22 protein-coding genes and 1 other RNA gene are annotated in these 21322 nt (G+C 72.6%); 13 read left to right on the plus strand and 10 right to left on the minus strand.

All coding sequences use genetic code 11. The features are described from left to right. The first annotated feature begins 31 nt into the window (after positions 1 to 31). Genes efeB through ACTWJ8_RS13590 form a run of 3 tightly spaced genes read left to right on the plus strand, consistent with a single transcriptional unit; the run spans position 32 to position 3182 of the window. Positions 32 to 1300 (plus strand): iron uptake transporter deferrochelatase/peroxidase subunit, encoded by a 1269-nt coding sequence (gene efeB / locus ACTWJ8_RS13580; protein WP_443263946.1) that lies wholly within the window; start codon positions 32 to 34, stop codon positions 1298 to 1300. A 6-nt stretch (positions 1301 to 1306) separates the two neighbouring features. Continuing rightward, on the plus strand, positions 1307 to 2152 hold the full coding sequence (gene efeU, locus ACTWJ8_RS13585) for an iron uptake transporter permease EfeU (protein WP_356377719.1): 846 nt from the start codon (positions 1307 to 1309) through the stop codon (positions 2150 to 2152). 49 nt (positions 2153 to 2201) lie between these two features. After that, positions 2202 to 3182, plus strand: coding sequence for a hypothetical protein (locus ACTWJ8_RS13590; RefSeq protein WP_443263947.1), 981 nt, complete (start codon positions 2202 to 2204; stop codon positions 3180 to 3182). 15 nt (positions 3183 to 3197) lie between these two features. Here the strand turns inward: ACTWJ8_RS13590 and ACTWJ8_RS13595 are convergent, their stop codons facing one another. Both ACTWJ8_RS13595 and ACTWJ8_RS13600 read right to left on the minus strand, forming a co-directional pair. Then, complete coding sequence (locus ACTWJ8_RS13595; protein ID WP_356377714.1) at positions 3198 to 3947, minus strand: bifunctional DNA primase/polymerase; 750 nt, start codon at positions 3945 to 3947, stop codon at positions 3198 to 3200. 141 nt (positions 3948 to 4088) lie between these two features. Beyond that, positions 4089 to 4757 carry a TetR/AcrR family transcriptional regulator gene (locus ACTWJ8_RS13600; protein ID WP_356377711.1) on the minus strand — a complete coding sequence of 223 codons (669 nt, stop codon included), beginning with the start codon at positions 4755 to 4757 and terminating at the stop codon, positions 4089 to 4091. Positions 4758 to 4911: 154 nt separating this feature from the next. Between ACTWJ8_RS13600 and ddaH the strand changes: the two genes are divergently transcribed. Then, a complete protein-coding gene (gene ddaH / locus ACTWJ8_RS13605) occupies positions 4912 to 5742 on the plus strand; it encodes a dimethylargininase (protein WP_443263948.1) in 831 nt (276 codons plus the stop codon). 12 nt (positions 5743 to 5754) lie between these two features. On the opposite strand, the gene ACTWJ8_RS13610 is transcribed toward ddaH, so the two are convergent. The 3 genes from ACTWJ8_RS13610 to ACTWJ8_RS13620 are packed head-to-tail and all read right to left on the minus strand — an operon-like array spanning position 5755 to position 9203. Further along, a complete protein-coding gene (locus tag ACTWJ8_RS13610; RefSeq protein WP_443263949.1) occupies positions 5755 to 6741 on the minus strand; it encodes a small ribosomal subunit Rsm22 family protein in 987 nt (328 codons plus the stop codon). 9 nt (positions 6742 to 6750) lie between these two features. Continuing rightward, positions 6751 to 7923 (minus strand): serine hydrolase domain-containing protein, encoded by a 1173-nt coding sequence (locus ACTWJ8_RS13615; RefSeq protein WP_356377702.1) that lies wholly within the window; start codon positions 7921 to 7923, stop codon positions 6751 to 6753. After that, positions 7875 to 9203, minus strand: coding sequence for a multidrug effflux MFS transporter (locus ACTWJ8_RS13620; RefSeq protein WP_443263950.1), 1329 nt, complete (start codon positions 9201 to 9203; stop codon positions 7875 to 7877). The genes ACTWJ8_RS13615 and ACTWJ8_RS13620 overlap by 49 nt, the downstream gene beginning before the upstream one ends. 107 nt (positions 9204 to 9310) lie before the next feature. On the opposite strand from ACTWJ8_RS13620, the gene ACTWJ8_RS13625 reads away from it, so the two are divergent. Then, on the plus strand, positions 9311 to 10303 hold the full coding sequence (locus ACTWJ8_RS13625) for a Gfo/Idh/MocA family protein (RefSeq protein ID WP_356377696.1): 993 nt from the start codon (positions 9311 to 9313) through the stop codon (positions 10301 to 10303). Positions 10304 to 10306: 3 nt separating this feature from the next. Here the strand turns inward: ACTWJ8_RS13625 and ACTWJ8_RS13630 are convergent, their stop codons facing one another. After that, positions 10307 to 11938: an alkaline phosphatase D family protein gene (locus ACTWJ8_RS13630; protein WP_443263951.1), complete on the minus strand. Its 1632-nt coding sequence runs from the start codon at positions 11936 to 11938 to the stop codon at positions 10307 to 10309. Between the two features lie 109 nt (positions 11939 to 12047). On the opposite strand from ACTWJ8_RS13630, the gene ACTWJ8_RS13635 reads away from it, so the two are divergent. The 3 genes from ACTWJ8_RS13635 (at position 12048) to ACTWJ8_RS13645 (ending at position 13849) form a co-directional block, all read left to right on the plus strand. Continuing rightward, a complete protein-coding gene (locus ACTWJ8_RS13635; protein ID WP_443263952.1) occupies positions 12048 to 12818 on the plus strand; it encodes an SDR family oxidoreductase in 771 nt (256 codons plus the stop codon). A 108-nt stretch (positions 12819 to 12926) separates the two neighbouring features. Continuing rightward, entirely contained in the window at positions 12927 to 13490 is a 564-nt protein-coding gene (locus ACTWJ8_RS13640; RefSeq protein WP_443263953.1) for a DoxX family protein, read from the plus strand. Between the two features lie 11 nt (positions 13491 to 13501). Next, entirely contained in the window at positions 13502 to 13849 is a 348-nt protein-coding gene (locus ACTWJ8_RS13645) for a MazG-like family protein (protein WP_356377684.1), read from the plus strand. Positions 13850 to 13870: 21 nt separating this feature from the next. Here ACTWJ8_RS13645 and ACTWJ8_RS13650 read toward each other — a convergent pair whose 3' ends face one another. Beyond that, positions 13871 to 14272, minus strand: coding sequence for an NUDIX hydrolase (locus ACTWJ8_RS13650; RefSeq protein ID WP_443263954.1), 402 nt, complete (start codon positions 14270 to 14272; stop codon positions 13871 to 13873). 64 nt (positions 14273 to 14336) lie between these two features. Here ACTWJ8_RS13650 and ACTWJ8_RS13655 point away from each other — a divergent pair, with 64 nt between their 5' ends. The 3 genes from ACTWJ8_RS13655 to ACTWJ8_RS13665 are packed head-to-tail and all read left to right on the plus strand — an operon-like array spanning position 14337 to position 16341. Further along, entirely contained in the window at positions 14337 to 14888 is a 552-nt protein-coding gene (locus ACTWJ8_RS13655; protein WP_443263955.1) for an MOSC domain-containing protein, read from the plus strand. Between the two features lie 46 nt (positions 14889 to 14934). Continuing rightward, positions 14935 to 15840, plus strand: coding sequence for a glycosyltransferase family 2 protein (locus ACTWJ8_RS13660; protein ID WP_356377675.1), 906 nt, complete (start codon positions 14935 to 14937; stop codon positions 15838 to 15840). A gap of 21 nt (positions 15841 to 15861) precedes the next feature. Beyond that, positions 15862 to 16341 (plus strand): hypothetical protein, encoded by a 480-nt coding sequence (locus tag ACTWJ8_RS13665; RefSeq protein ID WP_443263956.1) that lies wholly within the window; start codon positions 15862 to 15864, stop codon positions 16339 to 16341. Position 16342: 1 nt separating this feature from the next. Here the strand turns inward: ACTWJ8_RS13665 and ACTWJ8_RS13670 are convergent, their stop codons facing one another. Beyond that, positions 16343 to 17737, minus strand: a complete 1395-nt coding sequence (locus ACTWJ8_RS13670; RefSeq protein WP_356377670.1) for an MFS transporter — start codon at positions 17735 to 17737, stop codon at positions 16343 to 16345. 111 nt (positions 17738 to 17848) lie between these two features. Beyond that, an RNA gene (rnpB, locus tag ACTWJ8_RS13675) (RNase P RNA component class A) lies at positions 17849 to 18243 on the minus strand. 84 nt (positions 18244 to 18327) lie between these two features. Here rnpB and ACTWJ8_RS13680 point away from each other — a divergent pair. Beyond that, positions 18328 to 19092 carry a MerR family transcriptional regulator gene (locus tag ACTWJ8_RS13680; protein ID WP_443263957.1) on the plus strand — a complete coding sequence of 255 codons (765 nt, stop codon included), beginning with the start codon at positions 18328 to 18330 and terminating at the stop codon, positions 19090 to 19092. Continuing rightward, positions 19089 to 19907 carry a hypothetical protein gene (locus tag ACTWJ8_RS13685; RefSeq protein ID WP_443263958.1) on the plus strand — a complete coding sequence of 273 codons (819 nt, stop codon included), beginning with the start codon at positions 19089 to 19091 and terminating at the stop codon, positions 19905 to 19907. The genes ACTWJ8_RS13680 and ACTWJ8_RS13685 overlap by 4 nt, the downstream gene beginning before the upstream one ends. Here ACTWJ8_RS13685 and ACTWJ8_RS13690 read toward each other — a convergent pair. Then, positions 19858 to 21303 carry an RNB domain-containing ribonuclease gene (locus ACTWJ8_RS13690; protein ID WP_443263959.1) on the minus strand — a complete coding sequence of 482 codons (1446 nt, stop codon included), beginning with the start codon at positions 21301 to 21303 and terminating at the stop codon, positions 19858 to 19860. The two genes, ACTWJ8_RS13685 and ACTWJ8_RS13690, sit on opposite strands and share 50 nt — an antisense overlap. Positions 21304 to 21322 lie beyond the last annotated feature (19 nt).

The following is a 21322-nucleotide window of genomic DNA, read 5'->3' on the forward strand; positions in this document are numbered from 1 at the left end:
GACCACGCACCACCACAAGGAGAGGGTCGGCATGCCTGACGAGACCTCCAACTCCCCCTCCCCGTCGCGGCGTTCCCTGCTCACGGTCGGCGGCGCCGGGCTCGCGCTCGGCGCCGCCGCCGCGGGCGGCGCGGTCGCCCTCACCCGCTCCGACGACGCCTCGGACATGCAGCCCGCAGGCGAGGCGGGCGGCGCCGTGGAGTTCCACGGCACCCACCAGGCGGGCATCGCCACGGCGGTGCAGGACCGGCTGCACTTCGCCGCGTTCGACGTGAAGACGGACGACCGCGAGGAGTTCGTGCAGCTCCTCAAGGACTGGACGGCCGCCGCCGCGCGGATGACCGCGGGCAAGGCCGTCGGAGAGGGCGCGTACGGCGGGCTCGCCGAGGCGCCGCCGGACGACACCGGCGAGGCCCTCGGCCTCAAGGCGTCCCGGCTCACGCTGACCATCGGCTTCGGCCCGTCCCTGTTCGAGAAGCACGGCAAGGCCTTCGGGATCGCCGACAAGCGGCCCGAGGCCCTCGTCGACCTGCCGAAGTTCCCCGGCGAGAACCTGGAGAAGACCCGCAGCGGCGGCGACCTGTGCGTGCAGGCGTGCGCCGACGACCCGCAGGTCGCCGTGCACGCCATCCGCAATCTGGCGCGCATCGGCTTCGGCAAGGTCGCCGTCCGCTGGTCGCAGCTCGGTTTCGGCAAGACGTCGTCGACGACGCCGGGCGCGCAGACCCCGCGCAATCTGTTCGGCTTCAAGGACGGCACGCGCAACATCGCGGGCACCGAGAAGGACCGCCTCGACAAGCACGTGTGGGTGGACGCCCCGGACGCCGGGTGGATGAAGGACGGTTCGTACCTCGTCGCCCGCAGGATCCGGATGAACATCGAGACCTGGGACCGCACGTCGCTGCAGGAGCAGGAGGACGTGTTCGGCCGCGACAAGCGGGAGGGCGCGCCGGTCGGCAAGGCCAAGGAGCACGACCAGCCGTTCCTGAAGGCGATGAAGCCGACCGCGCACGTGCGGCTCGCGCACCCCGACTCCAACCACGGCGCGACGCTGCTGCGCCGCGGCTACTCGTTCACCGACGGCACGGACGGCCTCGGTCGGCTCGAGGCGGGCCTGTTCTTCCTCGCGTACCAGAAGGACATCCGCAAGGGGTTCATCCCGGTGCAGCGGAACCTGGCGACGGACGCGCTCAACGAGTACATCCAGCACGTCGGTTCGGCGGTGTTCGCGATTCCGCCGGGTGTGCGGGACGGCAGTGACTGGTGGGGCCGCGGCCTCTTCGAGCAGACGGAGGCGTGAGAAGCCATGTTCGCGAACTACTTGATCGGACTGCGCGAGGGCCTGGAGGCCAGCCTCATCGTCTGCATCCTCGTCGCCTACCTGGTGAAGACGGAGCGCAGGGACGCCCTGAAGCCCGTCTGGGCGGGGATCGGCGTCGCGATCCTGGTGTCGCTCGGCTTCGGCGCGGGCCTCGAATTCGGTTCGCAGGAGCTGACGTTCCAGGCGCAGGAGGCGCTCGGCGGCTCGCTGTCGATCATCGCGGTGGGCCTGGTGACGTGGATGGTGTTCTGGATGCGGCGCACCGCACGGCACCTGAAGTCGGAGCTGCACGGCAAGCTGGACAGCGCGCTGCAGATGGGCACGGTGGCCCTGGTCGTGACGGCGTTCCTCGCGGTCGGCCGCGAGGGCCTGGAGACGTCCCTGTTCGTGTGGACGGCGGTGCACGCCACCAGCAACGGGACGACGGACCCGGTGATCGGCGCGCTGCTCGGCCTCGCCACGGCCGTCGTCCTCGGCTGGCTGTTCTACCGGGGCGCGCTCCGCATCAACCTGGCGAAGTTCTTCACGTGGACCGGCGGCATGCTGGTCGTCGTGGCTGCGGGCGTCCTCGCGTACGGCTTCCACGACCTCCAGGAGGCGGACTTCATCGGCGGCCTCAACAACCTGGCCTTCGACATCAGTTCCACGATCTCCCCCGACGGCTGGCTCGGCACGCTCCTCAAGGGCGTCTTCAACTTCCAGCCCGACCCGACCGTTCTCCAGGTCACCGTCTGGTTCGTCTACCTTGTGCCGACCCTCGCGCTGTTCTTCGCTCCTCCCGGAGTGTTTTCCCGCAGGGTCGCGGCAGTGCGGGCCTCCTCTTCCCGGTAGGGTTCGGGCCCGTGGCAGGGGCCGGGGAGCGGAAGGTGAATCGAACGTCATGAGCGAGGCCAGGAACAGGATCGGCCGACCGGTCGCGGCAGCGGCGGCCGCGGTCGTGCTGTCCCTCACGGCGAGCGGCTGTGTGACCGTGCACGGCGAGCTGGAGATCGTCCCGACGACCACGAAGGCGCAGGCGGCGCGCGCCGTCGACACCTTCGTGGACGCGTACAACGAGGCGGACAGGACGTACGACGCCGATGCCGACGCCAAGTACGTGACGGGGGCGCTCGGCGCGATCGACGCGGCGAAGCTGAAGGCGGGCCGCGCGATCAACCCGACGGGCAACCCGAAGCACGCGCCGCTGAAGCTCACCGACACGCAGATCACGGTGCCGAAGAAGGCGGGCTGGCCGCGCTGGTTCGTGACGAACTCGGACAACAACCGGGTCGACGGCTACCGCTGGGTCATGGTGTTCACGCGGAACGCCGAGGGCGCGCCGTGGGCGGTGTCGTACCTGTCGCTGCTCCGCGACGGCACGGTGCCCGAGTTCAAGACGGACAAGGACGGTTACGGCGAGGCCGTGGACCTCGACGCGTCCGGTCTCGCGCAGCGCCCGAAGGACATGGGCGAGGAGTACACCCGGTACCTGAAGAAGGGCGGCGACGCGTTCGCGGACGGCCCGCACACCACGCGCTGGCGCCAGACCCGCGAGAAGGTCGCCTCCCGCCCCGGTCTCGCCATGCAGTTCATCGACGAGCCGCTGACGTCCGGTGCCTACGCGCCCGTGGCGCTGCGCACCAAGAACGGCGGCGCGCTCGTCTTCTTCTCGACCCGCCGCTACGAGAAGCTGACGGCGTCCCCCGGCTCGAACCTGCCCGCGATCGGCGCGGACGTGAAGGCCCTGATGACCGGCGAGGCCAAGCAGTCGGCCACGTACGGCTACGTCTCGGGCCAGGCGGCCATCGACCCGCCGAAGTCGTCGGGCAAGGTCAGCGTGGTGTCCCGGGTCGAGGGCATCACGACGGCCGAGGGCAGCTGACCCCGGCCGGGCCGGCTACGGCCAGGCCGAGGTGAAGTCGGGCTCCGCGCCCGCGTACCGGGCACACGCGTCCGTCAGCGTCTCGAGCAGCGTCAGCGGGTCGGGAAGCGGGTGCTCGGGCCCCCGTACCCAGAACACGGACCGCTCCCCCGGCAGCCGCGCGGGCGGCACCAGCACGTAGGAGCCGCGGCAGTGCCAGCGCAGCCCGGGGTGCTCGTCCATGGTCTCGGGGTGGCAGTCCAGCTCGCACGGCCACCACTCGTCCTCCTCGTCCGGCGTCCCGCGGGTCGCGGTGAAGAAGAGCATGCGGTCCTCGCCGGACTCGGCGACGGGACCGACCTCGACCCCGGCGGCGAGCAGCCGCTCCAGCGCCTCGTGCCCGGCCTCCAGCGGTACGTCGAGGACGTCGTGGACCATGCCGGTCGCGGTGACGAAGTTGGCCTGCGGCTGGTGTCTCGCCCAGCGCTCGATCTGCGCGCGGTCCGTCGTGGACTGCGTCTGCCAGGCGAAGGAGACGGGGTGCCTGCCGGGGGTGGGACAGCCGACGCGGTTGCAGGAGCACCGGTAGTCGGCCGGGTATGCGGCCGGGGCGAGCGGCAGTCCCGCCGCCGCGGCGGCGAGCAGCAGGCTCTCGCGGTCGGCGTCGGCGGCCGCGGTGTCCTTCGGGCCGCGCGCGCCGCGCAGCCACCGGGAGATCAGGCCGCCCGCCGCACGCCCGTCCGTACCGCTCCGCCCGCCGAATCGGCGGCCCCGCTCCGCGCCCATCAATCCCCTCACCATCGCCGTCGAGCCACTGCTGTCGTGCCGAGTCCGGATGAACCTTGGACCAAAAGTGTCCCACCATCCTGCGCCTCGGGTGGCCACAGTCCACATCCGGGGTGGGTGAGTGCGCTCGGGGCCGGTCCGCTACGTGCGCGGGCGTGCGCTGATTCCGTACAGGGCGTACTCGACGAGGGTGTCCGCGTACGCGTGGTCGAGGGGGCCCGTGTTCTGGAGCCAGCGCTGGGCGAGCGGGCCCGAGAAGAGGTCGCGGGCGACGATCGGGTCGACGTCGGCGCGGAGCTGCCCGGCGTCCTGTGCGGCGCGCAGCCGGGCCGCGTACAGGTCGAGTCCTGGCATGAGGAGCTTGGCGACGAAGTCCTCGGCGAAGTCGCGGTTGGCGAGGCCCTCGGCGGCGAGGGCGCGGGCCGGGGCCTCGAAGCGGGGGTCCTTGAGCTCGTCGACGGTGGCGCGCAGCACCAGCTTGAGGTCGGCCTCGATGTCGCCGGTGTCGGGCAGCGCGTCGCGGTCGAGCGGGTAGTCGGGGTGGTTCGCGGCGGCGGTCTCCTGGTTGCGCTCGCCGAGGTCGATGAAGGCCTCCATGAGGACCTCGGCCTTGGAGCCCCACCAGCGGTAGATCGTCTGCTTGCCGACGCCGGCGCGGGCGGCGATGCCCTCGATGGTGGTGCGCGGGTAGCCGATCTCGCCGACGAGGGCGAGGGCGGCGTCGTAGATGGCGCGGCGGGAGCGTTCGCTGCGGCGGGTGGAGTCGGGGGCGGTCTTCTTCGCCGCCGACTGGCTCTTTGCTGCTGACATGGTTCGAATGTAGCAGCGCACGAGCCGAGACGTACCGTCTCGAATTGGTGCGGGGTGGGTCAGGCGTGAACCACCCGTTCGGTTCACAGCCCGGAGGGCTCCCTCGACCGCACCATGGGCTTCACCCAAGTCCTGCGGTCGTGAGGAGCCCTCATTGCGTAATCCGCGCCGTGTCGAACGTCGCGCCACACCCCGGCGCTTTCTCATGTGCCCACCGGCACACTTCAAGGTCACGTACTCGATCAACCCGTGGATGGACCCGGCGAAACCCGTCGACGTCCCGCTCGCGGTGGCCCAGTGGGAGGACCTCAGGGACCGCTACCGGGCGCTCGGCCACACCGTGGAACTGCTCGACCCGCGCCCCGGCCTCCCGGACATGGTGTTCGCGGCGAACGGCGCGACGGTGGTGGACGGGCGGGTGCTCGGCGCCCGGTTCGCCCATCCGCAGCGGGAGCCGGAGGCCGCGGCGCACCTGGAGTGGTTCAGGGCGCACGGCTACGCCGACGTCCACGAGCCGGTCCACGTCAACGAGGGCGAGGGCGACTTCGCCGTCACCGCCTCCTACGTGCTCGCGGGCCGCGGCTTCCGGGCCTCGCCGCTGTCGCACGGGGAGGCGCAGGAGTGTTTCGGGCGGCCGGTGATCGGGCTCGACCTCGTCGACCCGCGCTTCTACCACCTGGACACGGCGCTCGCCGTCCTGGACGACGCGCGCGACTCCGTCATGTACTACCCGGGCGCCTTCTCCCCCGGCAGCCGGGCGGTGCTGCGCCGGATGTTCCCCGACGCGCTGATCGCCTCCGAGGAGGACGCGGTGGCCTTCGGCCTCAACGCGGTCTCCGACGGCCTGAACGTGCTGCTGCCGCAGGGGGCGGTGGGCCTGTTCGAGCCGCTGCGGGAGCGGGGGTTCGTGCCGGTGGGCATGGACCTGGGCGAACTCCTGAAGGGAGGCGGCTCGGTGAAGTGCTGCACGCTTGAGCTCCGCTGAGCCGGGGGCCGGTCAGGGCGACGGCCAGCTGTCGCCCCAATCGGCCTTCCTGGCCTCCCGGTAGGCCTCACCGTGCTTCTTGGTCACCGTCGCACGGGTCAGGCTCCCCTCCGCCTCGCACAGATCCAGCAGCACCTGCCCCTTGCGGATCTGGGGCCTGCGGACGATGCGGGCCGGGGCGGGGGTCGGTTCGAAGCGGGTCGCTGCGACGTAGGAGAACTTCTCGTCCTCGTACGCGAGGGAGCCGCCCTTGACCTGGCGGTGCAGGGAGGAGCGGGCGACCCGCGCCGAGAAGTGACACCAGTCCGTGCCGGGCACGATGGGGCAGGCGGCGCTGTGCGGGCAGGGCGCGGCGACGTGGAACCCGGCGGCGATCAGCCGGTCGCGGGCCTCGATGACGCGGGCGTAGCCGTCCGGTGTGCCGGGCTCGATGACCACGACGGCGCCGGTGGCGGCGCTCGCGGCGGCGTCGACGACGTCCGCCCGGTCGCCCTCGGTCAGTTCCTTCAGGACGTACGAGATGGTGACGAGGTCGGCCGCGGGCGCGTCGTGGGCGCCGATCCGCCCCCGCTCCCAGCGCACGGAATCCTTCGACCCGGCCTCCGCGGCGGCCAGTTCACGCCCGAGGTCGAGCGCGGGCTGCGACCAGTCGACGACGGTGGTGTCCCGCTCCCCCGGCCACACGTCCCGCGCCGCCCACACGGCCGCGCCCGTGCCGCCGCCGATGTCGAGGTGGCTCGCGGGCGACCAGTCGGACACGGCGTCCAGCGCGTCGAGCGCGGACCGCACCGCCTCGAACGTCGCCGGCATCCGGTACGCCGCGTACGCCACGACGTCCGCCCGCTCGCGCAGGATCGGGGCGTCGGTCGGGGTGGTCCCCCGATAGTTCGCGATGAGCCGCTCGACGGCCTTCGCCGCCTGCGTGGGCGGGAGGCCGTCGACGAGTCCGGCGAGGGCCGTGCGGAGGGTGTCGGAGGTCGACTGGAGGGGGGCGTTCACCCGGCGATTTTAGTCGAGGACCGCACGGGCGAGGCGGGTGGCCGCCGCCGCCCGTGGCCGCGAGCCCGCGCGGCGGCGGCGCGGGTGGACCGTGTTGGCCAGGAGGACCAGGAAGGTGTCCGTCGCCGGGTCGATGACCAGGGACGTGCCCGTGAAGCCGGTGTGGCCCGCCGCGCCGCGGCCCGCCAGGTCGCCCATGAACCACGGCTGGTCGATGGCGAAGCCGAGGCCGGGCGCCGCGAGCATCAGGTCGACGAAGTCGGGGCCGAGGATGCGGGCCGTGCCGTGGGAGCCGCCGGTGAGCAGGGCGCGGCACAGGACCGCGAGGTCGTGGGCCGTGGAGAAGAGGCCCGCGTGGCCCGCGACGCCGCCGAGCGCCCACGCGTTCTCGTCGTGCACCTCGCCGCGCAGCATGCCGCGGTCGGCCTTGGCCCAGGGCCGGCGCTGGTCCTCGGTGGCGGCGGCGTCGGGGCGCGGCCCGTAGGACGTGGCGGTCATGCCGAGGGGGCGGGTGATGCCCTCGCGGATCAGGACGTCGAGCGGCCGGTCCGTGACGCGCTCGAGGACCTGCTGGAGGAGCAGCATGTTCAGGTCGGAGTAGAGGTGGTCGCCGGGCGGCGACGAGGGTTCCTCCTCCCGGAGGAGGGTCAGCATGGCGGCGCGGTCCTCGGCCTCGTACAGCGGGAGTTCGGGGCGCAGGCCCGAGGTGTGCGTGAGGAGTTCGCGGACCGTGATGCCGTGCCGGGCCGCGGCCGTGCACTCGGGGACGTAGGCCGCGACCTTCGCGTCGATGCCGAGCCTGCCGCGCTCGATCTGCTGCACGGCTGCGACCGAGGTGAAGAGCTTGGTGAGGGAGGCGAGGTCGAAGGGGGTGTCGACCGTCATCGGGACCCGGTCCGCGGGCGGCAGCTCGATCCCGGTGTCGGTCTCCTCGTCGTACGCGGAGAAGCGCACCGCCCAGCCGCTCGCGTCCTCGGCGGCGATCACCGGTCCGCGGCCCGCGAGGACGACGGCCCCGGCGCACCAGGGGCGCGGGCCTTCGCTCAGCGCGCGCACGTCGCGGACGAGGCCCGCGAGCTGCTCCGCGTCGAGCCCTGCCCGCTCGGGGGTGGCGTGGCGCAGTCGTGGCGCGTTCAGCGCTGAGCCACCTCCTCGGCCGGGCGGCGCCGCCAGGGGCGGCACAGCGTCACGAAGGCGAGGGCCGCGACGAGCCCGCAGACGAGCTGGACGAGCGCCATCGGCACGGCTGTGTGCTCGCCCGCGATGCCGACGAGCGGGGAGGCGACGGCGCCGATCAGGAACGACGACGTGCCGAGCAGCGCGGAGGCGGAGCCCGCCGCGTGCGGGGTGCGCATCAGGGCGAGGGCGTTGGTGTTGGGCGTGGTGAGGGCCATGGACGCCATGAGGACGAAGAGTCCTGCCGCGATCGGGGCGAGGCCCAGTTCGTCGGGACCGCCGAAGACGCCGGACGCGGCGAGGAGCAGGAAGGTGGCGGCGAGGACGACGAGGGTGAGGCCGACGGCGAGCACCTTGTCGAGGTTGACGCGGCCGACGAGCACCTTGCCGTTGAGCTGGCCGACGGCGATCAGGCCGATCGAGTTGAGCCCGAAGAGGAGGCTGAACGTCTGCGGGGACGCTCCGTAGATCTCCTGGATGACGAAGGGGCTGGCGCTCACGTACGCGAAGAGGGCCGCGAAGGCGAAGCCGCCGACGATCGTGTAGCCGAGGAAGGCACGGTCCGCGAGCAGCCCGCGCATGGTGCGCAGCGCCTCCATGGTGCCGCCGCCGTGCCGCCGCTCGGGCGCGAGGGTCTCCGGCAGGAACTTCCACACGACGGCGGTGAGCGCGATGCCGATGCCGGTGAGCACGACGAAGACGCCGCGCCAGTCGGTGAACCGCAGCACCTGCCCGCCGATCAGCGGCGCGACGATCGGGGCGATGCCGGAGATCAGCATCAGGGACGAGAAGAACCGGGCCATCGCGACGCCGTCGTACAGGTCGCGGACCACGGCCCGCGCGATGACGATGCCCGCCGAGCCCGCGAGGCCCTGCATCAGGCGGAAGGCGATGAGCAGCGCGGCGTTCGGCGCGAAGGCGCAGATCGCGGTCGCGAGGACGTAGATGAGCAGGCTGATGACGAGGGGCCTGCGGCGGCCCCACTTGTCGCTCATCGGGCCGACCACGAGCTGCCCGAGCGCCATGCCGGTGAGGCAGGCGGTGAGGGTGAGCTGGGCGGTGGCGGCGGAGGTGTGGAGGACCTCGGTGACCTGCGGCAGCGCCGGCAGGTACATGTCCATGGAGAGCGGTGGTACGGCGGTCAGACCGCCGAGGATGAAGGTGACGAGGAGGCTCGCGCCCGCGCCGACGGCCGCCTTGGGAACGGGACTCGGGGCTGCGTTCCTGACCTCACCGGTCGCGTTCTCCCCCGTGGCGCTCCCGGTGGAACATCCGCTGTCCTTCATTCCGTTGTCCCTCGTTTCCCTTCGTCTCTCCCGGCCACCTGTGCGATTCCCTATGCTCTCAGCTCGGCGGTGCGGTCGAGACCAATATCTGGAGTGGGTGGGGCGCGATGGCGGAACGGGTGCGTTGGGGAATCCTCGCGACGGGCGGTATCGCCGCGTCGTTCACGGCCGATCTGCTGGATCTGCCGGACGCCGACGTGGTGGCGGTGGCCTCGCGCAAGGAGACCTCGGCGAAGGCGTTCGCGGAGCGCTTCGGGATCGAGCGGGCGTACGGCGACTGGGCCTCGCTCGCCGCCGACGAGGACGTCGACGTCGTGTACGTCGCGACGCCGCACGCCGCGCACCGGGAGGCGGCCGGGCTGTGCCTGGAGGCGGGCCGTGCGGTGCTGTGCGAGAAGGCGTTCACGCTGAACGCGCGGGAGGCGGCGGAGCTGGTGACGCTGGCCCGCTCGCGCGGCGTGTTCCTGATGGAGGCCATGTGGATGTACTGCCATCCGCTGATACGCCGCCTGAAGGCGCTGGTCGACGACGGGGCGATCGGTGAAGTCCGCACGGTGCAGGCCGACTTCGGGCTCGCGGGCCCCTTCCCGCCCGCGCACCGGCTGCGCGACCCGGCGCAGGGCGGCGGCGCGCTGCTCGACCTCGGCGTGTACCCGGTGTCGTTCGCGCAGCTGCTGCTCGGGGAGCCTTCGGGGGTGACGGCGTCGGCGCAGCTGTCCGAGGAGGGCGTGGACCTGCAGACCGGGATGCTGCTGTCGTGGGAGAGCGGGGCGCAGGCGCTGCTGCACTGCGCGATCAACGCGGGTACGGGCGTGACCGCTTCGGTGACGGGTTCGGCGGGGCGCATCGACGTGCCGGGCGGCTTCTTCTACCCGGAGCGGTTCGTGCTGCACCGGGACGGGCGTGACCCGGAGGAGTTCGTCGCGGTGGCGGAGGACGGCCCGCGGGACTCGATGCGGCACGAGGCGATCGAGGTGACGCGGCGGATCCTGGCGGGCGACACGGAGTCGCCACTGGTGCCGCTCGACGGCACGCTCGCCGTGATGCGGACGCTCGACGCCGTCAGGGAACGGGTCGGCGTCCGCTATCCCGGCGAGTGACCGCTACGCGGGCTTCAGACCCGGCTCCCCGACGGCCGTCACGAAGGAAGCGGCGGTGGTGAGGGCGGCGCCCGGCGTGGTCACGGCGGGCACGGTCTTGAAGTCGGCGCGCGCCGCCTCCTGCCCCAACTCGACGGTGACGTAGCCGCGTTGACCGTTGTAGTGCTTCATGTGCGGGTTGCGGGCGAGGTAGTTCGCCCAGTTGGACGGCTTGGCGGAGCCGTCCTTGCCGCTGGTGATCGACGTGGTGACGATCTCGGTGCCGACGGTCCGCGAGTCCTGGTCGTCGGCGTCCCGCTTGATGTCCATGGCGTACGAGACGTGGACGTCGCCGGTGAGGACCATCAGGTTCTCGACGCGGGCGGCGTCGGCGCCCTTGAGGATCCGCTCGCGGGAGGCCGGGTAGCCGTCCCAGGAGTCCATGGAGAGCGTCGTGTTGCCCGCGGTCGGGTTGTTGCGGCGGGAGAACGTGACCTGCTGCGGGACGACGTTCCACAGGGCGCGCGAGTCCCGCCAGCCGTCGGTCAGCCAGCGCTCCTGCGTGAAGCCCGGCAGCGTCTGCGAGGCGGCCTCGGACTCGGGCGTCGGCGTCTTCCAGCCGTCGCCGTTGGCCTGGTCGGTGCGGTACTGGCGGGTGTCGAGGATGTCGAACTGGGCGAGCCTGCCCCAGTGCAGCCGCCGGTACAGCTTCATGTCGGGGCCGCTCGGGACCTGCGGGCGGCGCAGCGGCTGGTTCTCCCAGTACGCGCGGTACGCGGAGGCGCGGCGCAGCAGGAACTCCTCGGGCGGGTTGCCGTTCTCGTCGGTGTCGCCCGCGTAGTTGTTCTCGGTCTCGTGGTCGTCCCAGGTGACGACGAAGGGGTGCGCGGCGTGGGCGGCGCGCAGGTCCTCGTCGGACTTGTAGAGGGCGTACCGCAGCCGGTAGTCCTCCAGCGTCGTCGTCTCCCGGTTGAAGACGTCGGGCAGCACGCGGTCGGTGTAGTTGCGGGCGCCGCCGACGGAGGTCACGGCGTACTCGTACAGGTAGTCGCCGAGGTGGAGGACGACGTCGACGTCGTCCTGGGCGAGGTGCTTGTACGCGGTGTAGTACCCGTCGTGGTACGCCTGGCAGGAGACGGCGGCGAGGGTGAGCGCGGAGGCCTTGGCGGCGGTGGCGGGCGCGGTGCGGGTGCGACCCGCGGGGCTCACCCAACTCCCGGCGCGGAAGCGGTAGTAGTAGACGCGTCCGGCGGCCAGCCTGTCGACCTCGACGTGCACGGAGTGGTTGTACTCGGGGTGCGCGGTGGTGGTGCCGCGCCGCACCACACGCCGGAACTTCGCGTCGGCCGCCAGCTCCCAGGCCACGTCGACGCGCGCGGCGGGCAGCCCGCCACCGGTCTCGTACGGGGACGGGGCGAGCCGCGTCCACAGCAGCACGGAGTCGGGCAGCGGGTCGCCGGACGCGACACCGAGCGTGAAGGGGTCGCTCTTGATCTTCCGGGCGTCGAGCTCGGCGGCGGCAGCGGTGCCGGCGGTCGGCAGGTTGGTCGCGAAGGCGAGCGCGGCGGCGGCGCCCGTGACGGTCAGGAAGCGTCTGCGGCCCAAGTGCTGGGCGGCGACACGGAGTTCGGCTGCGTGCTGCGATGTCTGGGGCATGAAGCGTTATTGCAGTGGCCGGGGACGACGCCCGACTGTCACGTACACAACAGCCACATGGCGGATCGATGATCTCCGCGTGGCCCCGGGGCCCGTACGCTGCGGCCTCATGAACGCTTCGCAAACGGACACCGCTCCGCGCTCCGCCGTCGTCACCGGCGCGGGCTCCGGCATCGGCCGGGCCGTCGCCCTTGAACTGCTGCGCGCGGGCTGGCGGGTGGCGCTCGCGGGCCGCCGCACCGAGACCCTGGAGGCGACCGCGGCCCTCGCGCCCGACGCCGACTCCCTCGTGGTGCGCGCGGACGTGTCGTCGCCGGACGACGTGACGGGCCTCTTCGCCGCGGCGGCCGACCGGTTCGGCCGGCTCGACCTGCTCTTCAACAACGCGGGCACGTTCGGGCCGGGCGGCGTGGGCATCGAGGACCTGGAGTACGACGCGTGGCGGCAGGTCGTCGACGTGAACCTCAACGGGGCGTTCCTGTGCGCGCGGGCGGCGTTCCGGCAGATGAAGGAGCAGGACCCGCAGGGCGGCCGGATCATCAACAACGGCTCCATCTCGGCGCACGCCCCGCGCCCGCGCTCGGTCGCGTACACGACGACGAAGCACGCCCTGACCGGCCTCACCAAGTCGCTCTCGCTCGACGGCCGGCCCTACCGGATCGCCTGCGGCCAGATCGACATCGGCAACGCGGCGACCGACATGACCGAGGTCATGCAGCGGGGGATCCCGCAGGCCAACGGGGAACTGGCGGCCGAGCCGGTCATGGACGTCGCCGACGTGGCGCGCACGGTGCGGCACATGGCGGAGCTGCCGCTGGAGGCCAACGTGCAGTTCGCGACGGTCCTCGCGACGAACATGCCGTACATCGGGCGGGGCTGATCCACGGCGTCCGCCGTGTCCCGTGTGCGTCTTGATCAACTGCACTGGGGTCACTCGAACGGGCCCGCGCACCGGGTGCGGGCCGGACGAGTGCCGGACGGTGAGGTCATGACCTGCTCACGTTTTCGTACGTCTCGTAAAACCTGCCCCGGCCGCCGTGACCTGGGCCTGCTCGCGCTGCGGCTCGGCACCGGCGGGGTGCTCGCCGCGCACGGCGCGCAGAAGCTGCTCGGCTGGTTCGGCGGCGGCGGGGTGTCCGGCACGGCCGCCGGCATGGAGGCCATGGGGTACCACCCGCCGAAGGCCAGCGCCCTCGCGGCCGGGCTCGGCGAGGCGGGCGGCGGGGTGCTGCTCGCGCTCGGGCTCGCGACGCCGGTGGGCGGTGCGGCCGCCGCCGGGACCATGGCGGGCGCGGCCGCCGTGCACGCGCCGAACGGGTTCTTCGCGCAGGGCGGCGGTTACGAGTACCCGGCGTTCCTCGGCTTCGTCTCGGCGGGCCTCGCCGTGACCGGGGCGGGCCGGTACTCCCTCGACCACGCCCTCGGGCACCGGCTCGACCGGCACTGGATGGTGCCCGCCGCGCTGGTCGGGGCGGGGGCGGCGGCGCTGGCCGTCGTGGCGACCCGCAACAAGCAGGTGGCCGCGCGCCAGGAGGAGAAGGAAGAGGAATAGCCTCGTCGCCCGTGACGACGAACTCCGACTCCCCCGCCGCGGCCGACGACGTGCTGTGGACGACGATCGACCGACTGCGGTCCTGGCTCGACGACAACAACGCCCGCCCACCCCAGGAGGCGCTGCTCCTGCGGATGCTGAAGCTGTCCGAGGAGGTCGGCGAGGTCTCCGAGGCGGTGATCGGGGCGATCGGCCAGAACCCGCGCAAGGGCGTCAGCCACTCGTGGACCGACGTCCAGTCGGAGCTGTGCGACGTGGTGGTGACGGCGCTCGTCGCCCTCGGCACGCTGACGCCCGACCCGCGGGGTGCGTTGCGGGCGCACGTGGCGGGCGTGGCGGAGCGCTCGCTGGAACGCTGAGCAGCGGGGCCCCGGACGGCTTCACGGCAGCCGCCCCGCCCCGCGCAGCAACGGCACGACCTGCCCGCCGACCGCGGGCGCGAGCCGCACGCCGTCCCGGCCGTCGGTCCACCGCAGCGCCGCCAGCTCGGCGGCCGGCACCGGCGTACCGGACAGCGTGGCGGTGAACACCTCCATCCGCATCGGCACGCCCTCCAGCGCCGCGACGTCCTCCACCACCGCGAGCCGCTCGACGTCGCGCGGCACGACCCCCAGCTCCTCTTCCAACTCCCTCGCCAGCGTCTCCTCCGGCCGCTCCCCCGGCTCGGGCTTCCCGCCCGGCAGATAGAAGACGTCCGGCGCGGCCCCCTTGCTGACGACGAGCAACCGCCCGTCGACGACGACGGCGGCCGCGACCACTTCCATGACCGTTCCCTGCTGCATCCACCGATTCTCTCCGGCCGTACGCTGACGCGGATCACCGGCCACGGATCTCAGGGGGCACGCCATGGACGACGGCACCGTCACGGCGGTCAGCAGCAACGGCACGTACTCCTTCACGAAGCCGAACCGGGACAGCATCACGCTGCTCGCCGGGCTCGGCGTCGAGGGCGACGTGCACGCGGGCGTCACCGTCAAGCACCGCTCCCGCGTCGCCAAGGACCCGACGCAGCCGAACCTGCGCCAAGTGCACCTGATGCACGCCGAGTTGTTCGATGAGCTGGCCGCGGCGGGGCACAGCGTGCGACCCAGCGACCTCGGCGAGAACGTCACCACGCGCGGCATCGACCTGCTGTCCCTGCCCACCGGGGCCCTGCTGCGGTTCGGCACGGGCGGAGCCGTCGTCGAGGTCACGGGGCTGCGCAACCCGTGCGCGCAGATCGAGGCCTTCCAGGGCGGGCTGCTCAAGCAGGTCGTGGGGCGGGCCCCGGACACCGGCGAGCTGGTCCGGAAGGCCGGCGTCATGAGCGTCGTACGGGAAGGTGGTGTGATCCGGCCCGGTGACGTGATCCGGGTGGAGCTGCCCGCCGAGCCGTTCCGTCCGCTTGAGAGGGTGTAGGGGCGCAGCGGCGGACGGGCGCGGGTGAACGGTTACCATCGCGGCCATGGCTGACAGGCACCGAAGCAACGAACTCCCGCGTCTGGGTGTGGCGATCGTCACGATGGGCAATCGGCCCAAGGACGTCGACGCCCTCCTGGAATCCGTGGCGAAGCAGGATGCGGTGCCGGTCCGCGTGGTCATGATCGGCAACGGCACGGCGCTGCCCGCCTACACCGGCTACCCGTTCGAGGTCACGACGGTCGAGCTGGACGACAACCTCGGCTGCCCCGGCGGCCGCAACGTCGCCCTCGCCCGGCTGCGCGAGTTCGGCGACGTGGACGTGGCCGTCGAGCTGGACGACGACGGGCTGCTCGTCGACGCCGACGTGTTCTCCACCCTTCAGCGCCTGTACGCGGACGACCCGAAGCTCGGCATCGTCGGCTTCCGGATCGCCGACGAGCTGGGCGAGACGCAGCGCCGCCACGTGCCGCGGCTGCGCGCCAAGGACCCGATGAAGCGCGGGCTCGTGACCGCGTTCCTCGGCGGCGCCCACGGCTTCTCGATGAAGATGCTCGAGGAGACCGGCGACTGGCCCGCCGACTTCTTCTTCACGCACGAGGAGACCGACCTGGCGTGGCGCGCCCTCGACGCCGGCTGGAAGGTGCTGTACGAGCCGTCGCTGCTGCTCCAGCACCCGAAGACGTCCCCGGCCCGGCACGCCGTCTACCACCGGATGACCGCCAGGAACCGTGTGTGGCTTGCCCGCCGCCGGCTCCCCCTCCCCCTGATCCCGCTGTACCTGGCGGTGTGGACCGGCATCACGCTGCTGCGCACGCGGTCGCTCGGCGGCCTGCGCGCATGGGCGGGCGGTTTCGCGGAGGGCGTGCGGGCCTCGGCGGGCGAGCGGCGCCCGATGCGCTGGCGCACGGTGTGGCACATGACGCGGCTCGGTCGGCCGCCGCTGATCTGACGGACCTGGTTGGCTGTCCCCATGGTCGTCGTCATCACGAGCGTCATAGCGGTCCTCGGCACCCTGTTGGGCGCGGGCCTCAGCCACGTACTGCAGAGCAGGACGGCCGCCCGCGGCCAGGACTTCGCGCGGGCGGAACGGCTCAGGCAGGAACGCATCGACGCGTACTGCGCGTTCGGCGGCGCGCTCGCCAACTACCGGCGCGGGCAGCTGGACTACTGGTTCCCGCGCCACGACCGGCGCCCCGACGACTCGACCGGGGTGCACGAACTGCGGCGCGAGGCACAGCGGTTGCGGGCCGTCGCCATGGAGGCGCTGTTCCGCGTCGAACTCCTCACCGACGCCCCGGCCCTGGTGACGCTCGGCCGTGAGGCCCTGGAGGCGGTCGCGACGATCACGACCGCCGCCGACCGCGAGGAACTGGCGGGCCTGCGCGAGCGGTCCCGCACCCTCATCCACGACTTCGTCACGGCGTCACGCCCGCACGTACTGTCCCGGTGACTCAGATCGACTCCAGGCTCCGCCCGGTCGTCCGCGGCCCCAACAGCCGTACGTTCAGGCACAGGACGAGCATCAGCACACCGGAACCGACGAACACCGCGTCCGCGCCCAGGTCTTCGAGGACGTCGATCGCGACGAACGGCAGCACGACCGACGTCAGCCGGGACAGCGAGTACGCGATGCCGATGGCGCTGGACCGCATGCCCGTCGGGAAGATCTCCGTCTGGTAGACGTGGAAGGCGTTCGAGAAGACGTTGGAGCACACGGTGAGCAGGAAGCCCGCCCCGACGATCAGCCACGACGCGTCGGCGAACCCGAAGACCAGGCCGAACGCGGCGATCCCGAGCGCCGACAGGATGATCAGCGTGCGCCGCTCGATCCGGTCGATGAGCGGCACGGACAGCGCCGAGCCGACCGGGTAGCCGAGATAGCTGAGGGCGGCGTACGACAGGGACTCGGTGACGGTGTGGCCCTTGGCCTGGAGGACGACGGGGGCCAGGGACCCGAAGCCGTAGTAGCCGACCGTCTGGAGCACCTGGAAGATCCACCACATGATGGTGCGGCGGGCGTACGGGGGCTTGAACATGTCGCCCAGCGGCACCTTGGCGGCCTCGGCGGGAGGCCGGCTGCGCTGCGTCGGCAGGCTCTCCGCGGGCTGCGCCCCGACCCGCAGCTCGATGTCCCGCACGACGGCGTCGGCCTCCGCCTGCCGCCCCCGCGCGGCGAGCCACCGCGGCGACTCCGGCAGCCTGGTCCGCAGGACCTGGATGAACGCGGCGCCGAGCGCGCCCGCGACGAGCAGCCATCGCCACCCGTCGATCCCCAGCAGCTCGTGCTTGGCGACGAGCCGCGCGCCGAGCAGCGCCGCGACGGGCACCCCGACGAAGCCGAGGGTGTACGCCCAGGCGATGTAGCGCCCGCGCACCTTGCGGGGCAGGAACTCGGCCAAGTACGTGTCGACAAGCACCAGTTCGGCGCCGAGCCCGAGCCCGGCGAGGAACCGCAGCACGGACAGCTGCGTGGCGTCCTGCGCGAACGCGCACGCCAACGAGAACAGCGAATACAGCCCCAGGTTGACCAGGAACATCTTGCGCCGCCCGAACCGGTCGGCGAGCACGGACAGCACGTTGGCCCCGACGAACATCCCGAGGAACCCGGAGGCGATCAGCCACGACTTCTCGGTGCCGGACAGCTCCCACGACTCGGCGAGCGCGGCGGCGAGCACGCCACCGAGGAACACCTCGTAGAGATCGAAGAAGGCCCCTACGCCGACGATGGCGGTCAACCTCTTGTGCCACGCCCCGACGGGCAACCGGTCGAGCCGGTCGGCCGGCCCTGTGGTCGCCTGGTCGCTCTCCGGGGTTGCGGCAGCCCCCGTGACTCCCTGCTCACTCATGCTCACCGACGTTAGCTGTAACCCCCAGCTAAATGAAGACCTTGATTCCGCTTCTGAGCTGGCGTAATGAGGGCGCCGATGGAGCCGCTCGCGGGGGGAGAGAGAAAGGGGCAGACGAGTCGGGCTGTACGCCGGGTTCTGTTCCGGAGGTTCCTCGCGGGGCCTCCGGCGACGGCCATCCATCTAGGACCGGCGTTGCCACCGGCCTCCTGCGGTCTACCCGCGAACATCGGGCGGGCAGCCCTCGATCGTTCGCGCAGAGCCACCGAGGCGGCTCCTCTTGACCTTGCTCCAGGTGGGGTTTACCTAGCCGCCTGAGTCGCCTCAGGCGCTGGTGGTCTCTTACACCACCGTTTCACCCTTACCCAGCAAGCTGGGCGGTCTGTTTTCTGTGGCACTGTCCCGCGGGTCACCCCGGGTGGCCGTTAGCCACCACCTTGCCCTGTGGAGCCCGGACGTTCCTCGGGAGGTTCCGAAGAACCCCACGCGGCCGCCCGCCCGGCTCGTCTGCCGTCCGGCCATCCTACCTGCCGCGCCGGGCGCCGCCGTGCGCTTGACCCTGCCGCAGCGTCAACGTTTCTACTGAGGGCATGCGGATCGGAGAGTTGGGGCGGGTTGTCGGGGTCACCACGCGGGCCATCAGGCACTATCACCATCTGGGGCTGCTGGCGGAGCCGGAGCGGCTGGGCAATGGGTATCGGTCGTACGGGCTGCGGCACGCCGTCGAGCTCGCGCGGATCCGGCGGCTCACCGAGCTGGGGCTCGGACTCGCCGAGGTGCGGGACGTGCTCGCGGACGACGCGGGGCGCGACCTCGTGGAGGTGCTCGGCGAGCTGGACGCCGATCTGGCGCGGCAGGAGGCGGCCATCCATGAGCGGCGGGAGCGGCTGCGGGGGCTGTTGTCCGACGCCGAGCGGGGGCGGTTGCCCGCCGAAGGGCCGTTGTCGCCGGAACTGTCGGAGTTCTTGGGCGAGTTGGGTGATGAGCTGAGCGGGTCGCCGATGGCCGCGAAGGATCGTGAGGTGCTCGCGCTCATCGACACCGCCGCGCCTCCCGAGGAGCGGGAGCGGCTGATGGCGGTGCTGCTGCCCACGCTCTCCGGTCCTGGCGCGCTCGACGCCGCCCGTGACGTGTACGCCCGGCTCGACGCGCTCGCCGACGCCCCGGCCGACGACCCCCGGGTGGACGAGGCGGCGCGGGCGCTGGCCGCGTGCGTGCCGCCCGAGCTGCCGACCGGCGAGGCCCTGGCGGACGGCGCCACCCTGCTCGACACCTTCCTCGCCGACTTCTCCCCCGCCCAGGCCGAGGCCGTCCGCCGCGCGCTGCGGATCGCCGCCGAGGGAGGCGCGCCATGACCGCCCTGCGGACGACGCTGCGCGTGCTCGCCTACGCCGCCCTGGGCGCCGAACTGCTCGTAACCGGCTTCCTGTTGGCGGGCATCAGGCCACCGCGGGCCGTCGAGGCCGCGGTCGTCGCGGTGCTCGTCGTCGAGGCCTGCGGTCTCGGTGTGCTGTACCGGCGCGGGGGCCGGGACGCCGTGCGGGATGTGGTGCCCGCGGGCGTGCGCCGGGTCGTCGGGCACGAGCTGCGGGTGTTCGTGAGCCTGGGGCGCTGGGCGGCGCGGCGGCGGCACGGGGTTCCGGAGGGCGCCGACGTGTTCCCGTACGCGCGGGGCCAGGCGGTGATGATGTACGGCATCACGTTCGTGTGCGTCGTCGAGTCCTTCGGGATGTGGGCGCTGCTGCGCGACTGGCCGACGCTCCACCACGTCGTCCTGTTCCTCGACGTCTACACGGTGCTGATGGTGCTCGGCCTGCACGCCGCGTCGGTGACCCGGCCGCACGTGGTCACGGGCGACGCGCTGTACGTGCGCCGCGCCGCCCATGTCGACCTGCGGATACCGCTGGAGCGGATCGCGTCGGTGCGCCGCGAGAACAAGTACACGCACCAGCCCGCGGAGGGTGAGCTGAACCTGGACGTCGGCGCGCAGACCAGCGTCGCCGTCGAACTCGCCGAGCCCGTCACGCACGTCACGTTCCTGGGCCGCCCGCGCCCCGTCCGCCTGGTGCGGCTGCACGCCGAGGAGCCCGACCGGCTCGCCCGCGCCCTGGAACAGCGGCTCACGCGGGAGCGAACAGCACCTTCGCCGAGCCCGGGTCGGCCTGCGTGAGCCGGACCCGCAGCCGCTCCCCCAGCGGCAGCGCGGACGCGCCGCCCTCGATGCGGGCGACGACGGCGGGCCGGGTCAACTGCACGGTCCCCGCGGTGGGTTCGCGCTCCTTGACGTCCACGACGACCGCCTCGAAGAGGTCGCCGACCCGGTGCTTGAGCAGCGCCGCCTCGACGATGTCGACGCACTCGCGCTCCACGGTGTTGGCCCGCCGCGTGCCCTCGGCCATCTCCTTCGGGAGGCCGTCGAGGGCGGCGAGCACCCACTCGGGGACGCCGCGGCCCGCGCACGCGGCGAGGCACAGCTCGGAGGCGTAGCGGTCGACGAGGCGGCGCAGGGGCGCGGTGCAGTGCGTGTAGGGCGCGGCGACGGCGGCGTGCGTGGCGAGTTCGGGGGCCTGGCCGCCCGTGAACGCCGTGTACCCGGCGCCGCGCAGCAGCGTCGTGCACTCCTGGAGGAACGCGGCGTGGTGCGGGTCCCGCGGGTCGAGGGAGCGTACGAGGTCGGAGTACGGGACGTGGTGCGGCCATTCGATGTGCAGCGCCTTCGCGGTGCGGCGAAGGCGGCCGACCGCGCCGTCGGGGGCGGCCGGCAGGGTGCGCAGGATGCCGGTGCCCGACACGAGCATCAGGTCGGCGGCGGCCATGCCGGTGAGCAGCGAGATCTGGGCGTTCCACGAGTCGGCGGGCAGCGGGGCCCGGTAGGCGAGTTCGTACGCGGTGTCGCTCGCGACGATCTCCTGCTCGGGCACGTCGAGCGAGATGCCGCCGCGCTCGATCTCCAGGCGTTCGCGCAGCGTGCCGACGTCCTTGAGCAGCGCGAGCGGCTCCTCGGCGGTCCCGTCGTCGATGGCCTTCTGCACGCCTTCGTAGTCGAGCTTGGCGCGGCTGCGGACGAGCGCGCGGTCGACGTCGGTGGACTCGACGCGCCCGTCGGCGTCCAGGTCGATGGTCCACAGCACGGCGGGGCAGGTCTGGTCGGGCAGCAGGCTCGCGGCGCCCTCGCTGAGCACGGTGGGGTGCAGCGGCACCTTCTCGTCGGGGAAGTACAGCGTGGTGACGCGGCGGTGCGCCTCGGCGTCGATGGCGCCGCCGGGCGCGACGAACGCGGCGACGTCGGCGATCGCGTACCGCACGCGGTAGCCGCCGCCGGGGCGCCGGGACAGGTGCATGGCCTGGTCGAGGTCGGTCGACGTGGGCGGGTCGATGGTGAAGAACGGGATCGCCGTCTCGTCCCGGTCGGGCAGCCACGGCGGCTCGGCGGCCACGCGCTCCGCCTCCGCGAGCACGTCGGCGGGGAACTCCTGGGGCACGTCCAGCTTCGTACGCAGGTCGCGCAGCACGGCGCCGAGCGGCTCCCGTGCCGCGCCGGTCACACGGAGGTGGCGACGGGGCATGCCACGAGCGTAGAAGCGG

Source organism: Streptomyces sp. SDT5-1, assembly GCF_052245995.1.
Lineage (GTDB): Bacteria > Actinomycetota > Actinomycetes > Streptomycetales > Streptomycetaceae > Streptomyces.